Origin of the sequence: Methanosarcina vacuolata Z-761 (assembly GCF_000969905.1) — an archaeon.
Classification (GTDB): Archaea; Halobacteriota; Methanosarcinia; order Methanosarcinales; family Methanosarcinaceae; genus Methanosarcina; species Methanosarcina vacuolata.
On sequence record NZ_CP009520.1, the window covers coordinates 1,478,972 to 1,491,202 of the forward strand.

Sequence of the window (12,231 nt, forward strand, 5' to 3'; positions counted from 1 at the left end):
ATAGGCCAGGGACCTGTTTTTAAATCTCCAAAGGTGTGGAAGCTTTATAATAAAGAGAAGTGAAACTGTTGGATATATACAGTACGCGCCAGAGGAACTACATTTGTAACTATATTTTAATAAGGTAAAAGTTACTTACACTTTTATTAAGAAAGCCAGTTCTATAAAGGAAAATATAGATATTTGATGAATAGGATACTGGATAAATCCGACTGGATGACTATAAATGCAAAGTCAATATATTTAATTTTATATCTATAACTGGGTACTGGTACTCCGTTTTCATTCAAATTGAGTTATGCCTTTAAAAGTTCAGTTGAGTCGTTGCGTTACTCTAATAATAAAATGCAGATAGTACAACTAAGTTAGTAAAGTACGGGCACTGAGCAAAAATGAAGATAAATAAACATCAATTTATAGCCATACTCCTTGTAGCTATCTTAATAGCATTTATACCCCTTGCATCAGCAGCTCCTGCAGGAACATCTGAGTCCACAGTAGTAGCAGCCGCAAAAAGCTGGATTGGAGTTAAATCCGTACATGGCGGCAACAGCCGATCGGGCATTGATTGTTCTCACTTAGTGTATCAAGTATACAAGCAAGCCGGAGCCAAAGACATTGTATTTCAAACTGTTCCTAATATGAAAAAAAATGCATATTATGTTACTACAGATTCTCCGACGCCTGGTGATGTAATTTTTTGGAAAAAAGACATTACTGAAAACAACAGGAATTACTGGCTTATCAGCCATGTAGGAATATACATAGGGAATGGGCAATTCATCGATACATCTTTTGATACAAAAACCGTTACCACAGAAAGTATTAGTGGCGTGTATCAAGAAGGATTGCCGTACTATGCTAGATGGGACCCCGGTGGAAGCGATGATACAGATAACGATGAAACTCCTGATGATAACGATGTAAATCCGCCGGTTGCTGCATTTTCTATGTCCACTACATCGGGACAAGCTCCATTGAATGTAGTATTTACTGACAAAAGTACAGACGCAACTTCCTGGTCCTGGAGTTTTGGAGACGGAAGTACTTCAGCAGAGAAAAACCCAAATCATACATACTCTGAAGCTGGAGACTATAGTGTTGTCCTGACTGTAAACAATGAAAAGGGCTCAAGTTCAGATACTCAAAAAGTAGTTGTTCAGAGTGAACCAACTCCAGAAATAATTCTTCCTGTAGCGGACTTTGATGCAGATAACACAAGTGGCTCTGCTCCTCTTTCTGTTCAATTTACAGATTTATCGCAAAATGCAAATGGGTGGGACTGGAATTTTGGAGACGGAGATACCTCAACCGAGCAAAATCCAGCTTATACCTATGGTTCAGCCGGAAACTATACTGTTGTCCTGACCGCAAATAATGAAAATGGTTCGAGCTCGAAATCTCTAAATATAACTGTTGAGGAAGAACCGGGTCAAGAAGAAATCCTTCCTGTAGCGGACTTTGATGCAGATACCACGAGCGGCTCTGCACCTCTCTCTGTTCAATTTACAGATCTGTCGCAAAATGCAAACGAATGGTACTGGAACTTTGGAGACGGAACTAATTCAACCGAGCAAAATCCAATGCACACTTATTCCTCTCCCGGAAACTATGATGTCAACCTGACAGTAGTTAATGAAAACAAAACGGCCTCAGAAATCAATACAATAAATGTACTGGAAGAAAGCAATTCCAGCGACAGTAACAGCGATAGTGATAGCAACAGTGAAAGCGATAGTGACAGTGATAGTGACAGTGACAGTAGCAGTGGTAGCAGTAGTGGAGGACACAGCCACAAGAGCGGAAGTAGCAGTGGTGGCGTTGGCGGGTCTCCTGAACCAGCGAAGAACGTCCAGGTAAAAGAGGTTTTACAGACTTTTATTGCCAGTGGAAGGGATGTGGATTTTAATTTTACAAATAATGCAACCTGTGTTGAATCGATAACATTCAGGTCAACAAAAACCGTTGGAAAGACCACGACAATAGTAGAGGAACTGAAAAATAAGTCAAGCCTGGTTTCCGAGCTTCCTGAAGGTATCGTCTACAAGTCATTCAATATATGGGTTGGAAACGGTGGTTATGGCACTTCAAAGAATATTGAGAGTCCATCTGTCAATTTTAAAGTTAATACCTCATGGGTAGACGAGAACAACATAAACAGGTCCTCGATTATACTTGATTGGTACGATGACGAGAAAAAAGAATGGACGGAACTGCCAGTAAGTCTAACAGGTGAAGATGATCAGTTTTTGCATTTCACAGCAAACGTACCTGGCTACTCTTCCTTCGCAATAACAGGCACAAAAAATGAAGGCAACACAATAGCTGCAGAACCTGCTCAAGAAGCCACAAATAATACTGGCAGCAATGCAGGTATTAATGCAATTAGCAGTACAAGCAGTAATGCAAGCAGTAATGTTAGCAGCAATGTAAGCATAAATGCAAGCATCAATGCAATTAGTAGTACAATCAGCAATGCAATTAGTAGTACAATCAGCAATGCAATTAATAGTACAATCAGTAATGCAATTAATAGTACAATCAGTCATGTAATTAGCAGTACAGGCAGCAATGCAAGTACTATTGAAAATAAGGTAGCTGAAGTAAGTAAAAGCATTCCTGGGTTTAGTATGATCAGTGGCATTGTATGTCTATTATGTGTTTTCCTGTATAGAAACAAGGGAAAATAAAGCAGTGTGAACTGTAGTACGGCAAGAGGGTTATTGATCCAACCAGGCAAGTAAGTATATCTGCCTTTTATGGTCAAATTTGAAAAATTACCCTCCTGATTACTTTTTTAGATTACCATATTTTTTGAGTTTTATTTTCCGGAGTACTTATTGAGTATTATTTTTCAGGATACTATTTTTTCCGTATCATGTCCAGCTTTCTGAATATATTGCGTTGAATCAATGCATTTTTTGTAAGAAAAGACTGAAATATAATCTGGAAAGCTTTAGAGGTAAAGACTTTGCAACTCAAAATTGAGACGTCCAAACGTATTGAACTGGTTGATATCACTTCGCAAGTTCAGGAAGAAGTAATGAAATGCGAAATAACTGAAGGCATATGCCTTATCAGTACACGACATACTACCGCAGGCATCATAATAAACGAGAACGAAAGCGGGCTGAAAGAGGATATTCTGGATCTTTTAAATAAGCTTGTTCCTGCCGGCGCAGGTTACAGGCATGACCGTATAGATAACAATGCAGATTCCCATCTCAAAGCAGTACTGCTTGGAGCAAGCGAAGCCCTGCCTGTTTCGGCAGGAAAGCTTGAGCTTGGGACGTGGCAGAGAATCTTTTTTGCCGAAATGGATGGGCCGAGAAGCAGGACAGTTAATGTTACGCTTTTAAAGGCTTAACACAATGACGAATAAACTTAGAATCGGTAAAAAACTGAAAACGGATCAAAAATAAAGTGAGGATTCAAAAATCAAGTAACTTCGTCAACTATTTTTCTTCACCTTTCTACAAGGAAGACCCCGAATCACATGAACTGCAATTAATAACAACGATTTTCCTGCTTTTCGTCTGCTTTATATTTTCTGCTCAGCGTATCGATCTTTAGCCTCCTGAAGTACAGTAATTGCTGTTTCGAGGCTTTTCCAACCTATAACTTTCACTTGTTTTTTATCTAAATTCTTATAAGTTTGGAAAAAGTGAGTGATTTCTTTAAATAAATGAGGCGGAACCTGGTCAACCGACTCAATATAATTCCACATTGGATCATTTTTTGGAACGCATAGGATTTTCTGATCTCTTCCTTTATAATCTTCCATGTCAAATAATGCTACAAGATATACATCGATTACACAGCCCGGAAATGTGGGTTCCCAGGTTAAAACCATAGCATCTAAAGGGTCGCCATCAAGGGACAGAGTATCGGGAAAAAAACCATAATCCGAAGGATATACCATTGAAGAAGAAAGCATTCTGTCGAATTTAATCAGTCTCTTTTCTTTATCATATTCGAATTTGTTCCGGTTCCCTTTTGGAATTTCAACGATTACACTTTCGACCTGTCTTTCAGTCATATCAACACTTCCAACTATTTATTGCTTCCAGATACTCCCCTAAAAAAACTTCCAATTGTGTTTATGAATTAATGTACCTGCTGGAAAATTGACAAAGCTATTTTGAATCCATTCACCTAAAAACATATCTCAAGGTAGCACTTATGAAACCACCTATACCTACCAGAATAGTATACACATTAAAACCTCAATATTTGATGTAGAAGCCATCAACATAAATGGTTTAGACTATAAAGTACAGGCGGATCTCATCACCAATCGGTTACCTCTTTCCTTACATTAAATAAATAGTTTACTCAAGGGCTTCATCTAGCGAAGTATAATTATCATCTTTGATTTCTGTCTGTTTCATCCTTTGATTTCTGTCTGTTTCATCCTTTGCAATCAACCCATAAAATCCGGCATTTTACCGGTAATAGAGAAAGGCGATTGCCGGAATTAGCTTCTGTTCTGAGGGTTTGAATGTGGTTGAGAGTAAGTGTACCCCTTGACATTGTTCTGAAACGCCATGCTTACAGGGTTAATTGCCTTTTTTAGCCGGGGTTCTGCGCCCTTTTGATGTAAATTAAAATAGATATATTATGGAGAATTTCGATAAACCCTTCAAAGAATACCCATGAAGGGTTTATCGAAATTCTCAGAAACCAATTACTTTATAGATTGTAATCAGGCTCAGAGATAGAGATATAATAAAATTAATTGCTCCACTAAATGAAAATTTTCTAAAGCCCGTTCTGATACTCCTGAATAAAATGCCAGCAAACATGACTATAAGAGATATTATCAGTAAGGGTAGGTAGGAAGGTTGTTCGGATGGAGTTATCATTCCTGAGACTATTTTGACATCTGTTTGAAAATCAGCGTTACTTATTTTGATATGATATATTCCTGATGCTTTCGGCATAAATGAAAAGAAATCGATGGTTTGTTGTGTCGTAGCTTCTTTTTGTGTTCCAGTCCCATCAGATGGAGCAGGAGTAAAGCTTTTTTCCCAGAAAAGCTCTTTTTTTTGCGGATCAACTAAAGATATATTCAGCAATTCGGAATTTAAATCCCTTTCTTCTGTTTTGAATACAACAGTTATTTTTTCATTTTCAGTTAATAATATATTGGCTTCAAGGTCTTTTGATGGCCCTATTGACTCGTTTAAAATATTATCGCCCGAGATATATTCTGCCACAAAAGGAAGGGTAATTAACAAAAAAAAATTTATTAAGGCAACTAGCCAAATAATCCTGATAATGTAAGTAAATATGTTATCTGACATTTTACCCGCCTGTTTACCTTTAATAAAGCTTAAAGATTCATACATAAATAATTCATTATGTCTGTTTCAGGTTGATTTTTTTGCAGACAATACAGCCATTACGAAAATCTGTCCACACAATCCTATTACCATAAATAATAGAATAGTATTGGTGGTGATCTGAGTTTCAGCATTAAAATAGTGTAATAGTATAAGATACTTTGTAACATTATAATACGATTTTATAATTATTTTCAAAGGGTATTTTGGAGAGCCACAACTATTAGATCTTTACAGGCTGTCCGACAAAAATGGAATTGATAAACAATATAATTATCAACGGTTACCGGGGAAGTTTCCATCCACGCAGCAAGTTAGCGGGGTATTCGACTTAAATAAAACCTGTAGAAAAAACAAAGAGAATCATGAAACTAAGGTTTCTGGTTACTACCCCAGTCTCATGCGGACAAGACATATTCTCGTCTTAAATCCAGGTTAAAGGCCCGGAATGTACATGTCCATTTTTAATCCGTTTTTAATCTGTTTTTAATCTGTTTTTAATCTGTTTTTAATCTGTTTTTAATCTGTTTTTAATCTGCTTTTAATCTGTTTTTAATCTGCTTTTAATCTGTTTTTAATCCGTTTTTAATTCTTTTTTAATCCATTTTTAATCCGTTTTTACATTTCGAACCTTGTCATAACTCCATGTAGTTCATCAGTAGGGAGCTTGTAAAACTGGACAAATGATGGAGATATCTTTTTAATTATGGAAAAGACTCTCCAAATTATATTATTAGTAAAGATATCTTCTACTCCGTAGAAAATAGTTTTTTCACCAACGCCCTGATCTTTAAGAATCTGTTCAACATCAACAATCTCCATATATCCCGCTCGTATTTCCAAAATTTTTAACCCTTTTGCCGGTTCTTTTGTGAACGAGCTTTCTATTCCGAAAGGACTGTCAGACTTAATAATGGAGATAAAAATGTTATTTTCGTAAATGATGTTGTTTCTAAACATTACATGGGAAATATACTGGGGAATTCTTTCGATGTCGCGTGTAAAGAAAAGGGCAGTACCCATGATTTTGTTTTGAGTAGCATATACCTGATTGTATTTTTCAAGAAAGTCCTTGGACTTCATGAGCTTCATCAACTTATACAGCTTCTTTTGTCCCGACGTATATATAAGTATGAGGGAGAGGATGAACATTGCTATGATGACTGACCAGTAGCCTCCGTGAGGGATTTTATAGCTATTTGAGAGAAGGAACACTATATCAATAAACGTTATAAATAGCGAAAGAAGAGCTTTGGTTCTGTTTTTTCTGTGATAAAATATCGAAGTCATCATTATGCCCGTAATAGACATAGTCCCTGTAACCGCCAGGCCGTATGCAGCTGCAAGTCTGCTCGATTCTCTGAATATAAGCATCATAAATAATACAGAAACGAGGAGTAACCAGTTTACGGTACTTATGTAAATTTGGGACTTCAACAAACCGGAGGTATAATCAATCTTTAACATTGGAATTATCCGGGTTGTTATTCCCTGATATACTATAGAGAACATTCCACTGATCATAGCCTGAGAAGCGATAATTGTAGCTACGACACTGAGGAGAAGGAATGGGATATAAAGTATGTTTGCCTGCTGATTTATCATCTCATACAAAAAATTTGTCGAACCCGGGTTTCGGATAAGAAATGCACCCTGCCCGAGATAATTCAAAACCAGTGCTACAAATACGAATCTCCAGGCTTTTAAGATAGGTTCTCTTCCCAGGTGTCCCATATCGGCATATAATGCTTCACCTCCTGTAGCACACAGGATGACTTCGGATAGTACAAAAAATCCTATAATTCCATTGTCCATAAGGAACCTGATGGCATAATAAGGGTTGATGGCTTTAAGTACTTCCGGGGTGTAAAAAATAGAGGCAATACCTGAGAACCCAATGGCTGCAAACCATAAAATCATTACAGGCCCAAAAACCCATGTAATTTTTTCTATTCCTTTGCTCTGAACTGAAAAAAGTCCTATTGCAATTACAGCAGAAATAAGTATGATAGTGCCCTGACCTATATTTTCAAACTGAGGAATGATTCGCAAGCCTTCGACCGCGCTCAGAATACTTATTGCAGGGGTAATTACTCCATCTCCCATAAGGAAAGACGTTCCTATATAAGCTAACAATGTGACCAGAGCTACATTCCTACTTGACTTGAGCAGAGGGACGAGTATTTCTTTTAAGACTATTGTACCTCCTTCCCCTTTTTTACCCAGACTCATTGCAAGCCAGGCATATTCCATAGTCACAAGTACTATAAGTGTCCAGATAATTAACGACAAAACTCCTATTATGTGAGTGTGCGTAGGTCTTGTTAGAAGGAAAATAACGGTTAAAGTATAAATTGGACTTGTCCCAATATCTCCAAAAACAAGCCCCATAGACTTTACTACTTCTTTGAACTCTGACTTGGAAAACATAATATTCACCTTTTTTGTTCCAGAAATTTGCACAAAGATACAATTTGAAATAAAAGTTCCATGCGTTAAGCCCTAAGACTATTAATCGTGATTTCTTCTATCCTGTAAGAAAAAGGAAACTGATTAATTTTAAAACTTTGACTTCCAAATATTACTGTTTTCATATTGTTTTCATCTCTATATGTAGTCAATAAGCCTAACAGTAAATAGAGGTTCAATAAAAGATGGTTCTGAGTATTACTTTTTTATATATAAAGCTCATGACCCTCTCCATATAAATGAAGATTTCACATCTCAGGCCTTGTTATAACTCAGGGAAGTTCTTCAGTATGGAGTCTATATAACTGAACAAAAGAAAGTGACAGTTTTTTTAATCCATCATGATCTAAGAAAAAATTTGTTCCATTATATCCCACCTGGATAATAAGTAAAAAGGGTCCGGCACGTAAGGAAGCATTAAAGGCAGAAGAGAGCAGAAAAGAACCAGCAAAGTACACTTTATTTTAAAGGCAAGGGGAAAAACGGCGGGAGAGAATGAGCAGTGGATCAGTAATCAGAAGCGAGGATGCCGACGAACAATCATGGGACAGGCGGGGAGAAAAAGAAGGAGTTCTTCAAAAAAGTACAGAAGGAGTGAATATTCTCCTCGGTGACCCCAGAAAAGCCGTTGTCAAGCTCTCAATTCCCATAATAGTTGCCATGTCTGTACAGACCATATACAGCTTTACTGATACCTTCTGGGTTTCCGGGCTTGGAGCTGATGCTCTGGCTGCTGTTGGATTTGCTTTTCCATTTTATGTAATCCAGATGGCGCTTACTGGCGGGTTAGGGGTTGGAGGAGGAGCTGCAATTTCTCGACGCATAGGAGCCAGGGACAAAACAGGCGCAGATAATGTTGCAGTTCATGCTTTCGTGATAATGCTTATTCTCACAGTTGTTCTTACTGTTCTTGGACTTGCGCTTATAAAGGATCTTTTCATGTACAGCGGAGCCGGAAAAACAACCGAGCTCGGAGTTCAGTATGCCAGGGTGATTTTTGCAGGCAGTTTTGTTTTTTTCTTTACAAATATTGCGAATTCTATCCTGAGGAGTGAAGGAGATTCAAAAAGAGCTATGAGATCCATGGTTCTTGGTTCAGTCCTTAATGTAGTGCTTGACCCTATTTTTATATACACTCTGGGTCTTGGGGTTGCAGGGGCAGCCTTAGCTACAGTTATTTCTTTTGCCAGTTCGGGACTGCTGATGCTCTACTGGTTTTTTATTAAAAAAGATACCTATGTTTCTTTCAGATTTCGTTCTTTTAAATTCGACAAATCAATCATCATGGATATTTTCCGAGTAGGAATTCCCTCGTCTATAGAACAGTTTGCTCTGGCACTGACCGCCCTTATAATGAACTTTGTTATAGCAACCGTTGGCAGTACGGATGGAGTGGCAGTTTACTCCACAGCCTGGAGAGTGACAAGTATTGCAGTTGCTCCCCTCATAGGAATTTCAATTGCTTTAGTCTCGATCAGTGGGGCTGCCTTTGGGGAGAAAAACTTTAAAAAAGCACAGAATACCCTTATCTATGCAATTGAAGTTGGTTTTCTCGTAGAAACGATAATTGCCGTTCTAGTATATCTTTTTGCTTCAGATATTACTGCTGTCTTTACACATACCGAAAATGCAGCCCGTATAGCTCCTGAACTGACAAGTCTCCTTAAAATTATGACTTTTTTCTATCCAGTCGTCACCTTTGGAATGCTCTCAGGTTCTCTTTTCCAGGGTGCAGGAAAAGGCACAAGCGCCCTTGCTGCTACCCTTCTGCGGAGCCTTGTTATGACTCTTTTCTTTTCCTTACTTTTTGCTTTCGGATTTGGCTGGGGCCTGCCTGGGGTATGGTGGGGATTGGTTGTGGGTACAGTGATTGGGTCAATGATTGCTTTTGTTTGGGTGTGGATGTATTTGAAATGTATGATTAAAGAGGGGGCAATGGGAGGAAAGTGCTGAATGGAAAATTATCGCATATTCCTGCGTGAAGTTATGCTCGTAAGCAAATATTCCCAAAATGCGACTTTTCTGTGTAAAGTTTCATGATGAAAAATGGAGGAGTAGCTCAATATATCTCTATATGTTGATATATCAACGAGTTTTTCTTTTCCCATGAAAGGTATTTGTGGGGATCGATCTATATAAAGAATTTAACCCGTTTATGGTTCTTATAAATGGTCGTTTATGGGAACCTGCAGGAGATTTAACGCCGTGAAGTTTCTGAGGAAATACACAAATTTTGTTTGATCTTGTGTATTTTCAGGAGTTCTGCCGCAGATATTGTAAAAAACTTGACTAATTATTGAGAAATGAACAGGTTTTAGGCTAAAACTCGTGCATCTTTTGGATCGAAATTTTTTGGAATAAGACAACTTTACAAAATATAACAAATGATTTAAATAAAACCAGTTAATACTTAATTACATATGCCCTCTGTAAATAGTGATCTTTCAAAAAGAATTAATGAAAACGATTTTTTAGATTACAAATTACATGATGAATATGAAAAAAGAATATTCGAATTTGAACTTTTAAACTACAAACTTGACTTATTTCTATATACATTTGTTGTTGCTCTATCCATTGTTTTTGTTTTTTTAAGTATTTTCTCATTTTTTTGGTTAAAAGAGAATTTAATTCCAATAATCGCGACAACCATTATTTTCGGATATATTGCTGTTTATACAACTTTACTAATAAGAAAGAAAAAAAGAAAGTTCAAATTTTTCTTGGTGAAAGAGCAGTAATGGGTATTGCAACAGTTAATTCTTTTTGGCAAATACATAGGTTTTAATGTAAAACCTGTGTATGCAGGAAATTGAATAATAGAGATTTTTAATCTAGATTCCTGCAAAAAAAGGAAAATTTTTAAGCACCAACTTGATTGCAAAAGGTGGCAGTGTCTCAAATTTGCTGTAAATTTGAAGTCAAGTTTTTGCGTACTATGCCGATAATTGATCTGTCAACATAGAATTTTCTACTCAATAACTTCTTAAAATTCATGATTTTACCGAAAAATTGAAACACTGCCTTTTACTTAACGTCTTTTTAAGATAAATGCCACTAATAATGCAAGTACCAGGCTCGTCAGTCTAAATCCAGGTAGAGATTCTTCTTCTATAGGAGACGATTTTTTTTCGACCTTTATAGGTAGATTAAGCGTATAATCTTCGGCGTTTTCAGTATCTTCCCCGAAATAATAAACAACCCTTCCCTCAACATTAAAGTCTCCGGGCTGGTTGGTTTCAATCCTTACTTCAATGTCCCTTCCCTGTCCGGGTTCAAGCTCGTAGGTTGTCGTATACTGTCCTGCGCCAGATTGGACAAACTCCGAGGAAGAAACACTCATTCCTGAGGGTGGAATTATTATGACCTGGACGTGCATAACAGGTTTTGTGATAAGATTAACGGCTGAAAGCTTAAGCAGAATGTCTTCTCCAGAAACAACCCTGGTCTTTTCACCGTGAAGATTGACACTTGCAGAGGGCTGTGCAGCAGATTTTGAATTTTCAGTTGATTCTGAACTTTCCAAAGCCTCTTTTTTTACAGATTCTGATTGTACATATGTGTTATTCTCTATTATAGTGTACTCTGAATGTTCTATATGATACGAATTTCCTGTGCGATGTGAAGAATCGTTCTCTGTATCCTCTGCGACTTCTATCTCTCCTGAAGTTTGGTTTTCCGTACCTTCGGTTCCTACTTCTTCATCACCTGAAGACTGATTTTCCTGGTTCTCGGAAGATATCGTTTCATTATTTTCCGAGGAATTTGTTTTGGTTTCATTATCAGGTTCTATTATTGTATTTTCCGAAAGATTTGTTTCGGTTTCATTATCAGGTTCTATTTTTGTATTTTCCGAGGAATTTGCTTCGGTTTCATTATCAGATTCTATTTTTGTATTTTCCGAGGAATTTGTTTCGGTTTCATTATCAGATTCTATTTTTGTATTTTCCGAGGAATTTGTTTCGGTTTCATTATCAGATTCTATTTTTGTATTTTCAGGGGGCTGAGTTCCTTCACTTTCAGTCTCATCATTTCCTGAACTTTGCATGTCTGCATATTCTGAGGACTGTGACTGCTCTTCGGAGGATTCCAACTGCTCTTCGGAATTTTGTGCCTCCTCTGAAGGCTGTTCTTCTTCAGAAACCTCTATTTTGTTCTCGTAAGAATCTGCCGAAGCCTCAGATGAAGCATATACACACGAAACGCTACTTACCAGGAAACAACCAATTAAAAGATAAACTATTAGAGTTTTTAAAATAGCCCTCTCAGACATTTTACCACCTTTTTTTGGGCTGCCATCTGTAGTAACCATGAGAAGCTTAAGTAAAAAGCTTCTCTTGGTTACGGATGCCTTTCTTAATTATAAAATTTAAAAAAGGAAAAATGCATATATTTTTCCCGCAATTGCATTTAAATG

The 12,231-nt window shown here is 37.3% G+C and carries 8 protein-coding genes; 4 read left to right on the forward strand and 4 right to left on the reverse strand.

Features of this window, described 5'->3' with window-relative positions; all coding sequences use genetic code 11:
- Positions 1-392 precede the first annotated feature (392 nt).
- Complete coding sequence (locus tag MSVAZ_RS18745) at positions 393-2,690, forward strand: PGF-pre-PGF domain-containing protein (RefSeq protein ID WP_052727905.1); 2,298 nt, start codon at positions 393-395, stop codon at positions 2,688-2,690.
- Between the two features lie 281 nt (positions 2,691-2,971).
- Positions 2,972-3,367 (forward strand): secondary thiamine-phosphate synthase enzyme YjbQ, encoded by a 396-nt coding sequence (locus MSVAZ_RS06335; protein ID WP_048119419.1) that lies wholly within the window; start codon positions 2,972-2,974, stop codon positions 3,365-3,367.
- Positions 3,368-3,541: 174 nt separating this feature from the next.
- Here MSVAZ_RS06335 and MSVAZ_RS06340 read toward each other — a convergent pair whose 3' ends face one another.
- The 3 genes from MSVAZ_RS06340 to MSVAZ_RS06350 all read right to left on the reverse strand — a co-directional run bounded on the left by MSVAZ_RS06340 (position 3,542) and on the right by MSVAZ_RS06350 (position 7,775).
- Positions 3,542-4,039 (reverse strand): inorganic diphosphatase, encoded by a 498-nt coding sequence (locus MSVAZ_RS06340; RefSeq protein WP_048119422.1) that lies wholly within the window; start codon positions 4,037-4,039, stop codon positions 3,542-3,544.
- 637 nt (positions 4,040-4,676) lie between these two features.
- On the reverse strand, positions 4,677-5,306 hold the full coding sequence (locus MSVAZ_RS06345) for a hypothetical protein (protein ID WP_157206033.1): 630 nt from the start codon (positions 5,304-5,306) through the stop codon (positions 4,677-4,679).
- Positions 5,307-5,963: 657 nt separating this feature from the next.
- Entirely contained in the window at positions 5,964-7,775 is a 1,812-nt protein-coding gene (locus tag MSVAZ_RS06350) for a KUP/HAK/KT family potassium transporter (protein ID WP_048119428.1), read from the reverse strand.
- A gap of 534 nt (positions 7,776-8,309) precedes the next feature.
- Between MSVAZ_RS06350 and MSVAZ_RS06355 the strand changes: the two genes are divergently transcribed.
- Together MSVAZ_RS06355 and MSVAZ_RS06360 are read left to right on the forward strand one after the other, a co-directional pair.
- On the forward strand, positions 8,310-9,767 hold the full coding sequence (locus tag MSVAZ_RS06355) for an MATE family efflux transporter (protein ID WP_048119431.1): 1,458 nt from the start codon (positions 8,310-8,312) through the stop codon (positions 9,765-9,767).
- Between the two features lie 467 nt (positions 9,768-10,234).
- Complete coding sequence (locus tag MSVAZ_RS06360; protein WP_048119434.1) at positions 10,235-10,555, forward strand: hypothetical protein; 321 nt, start codon at positions 10,235-10,237, stop codon at positions 10,553-10,555.
- Between the two features lie 290 nt (positions 10,556-10,845).
- Here MSVAZ_RS06360 and MSVAZ_RS06365 read toward each other — a convergent pair whose 3' ends face one another.
- Positions 10,846-12,087: a COG1361 family protein gene (locus MSVAZ_RS06365; protein WP_198146807.1), complete on the reverse strand. Its 1,242-nt coding sequence runs from the start codon at positions 12,085-12,087 to the stop codon at positions 10,846-10,848.
- Between the last annotated feature and the right edge of the window lie 144 nt (positions 12,088-12,231).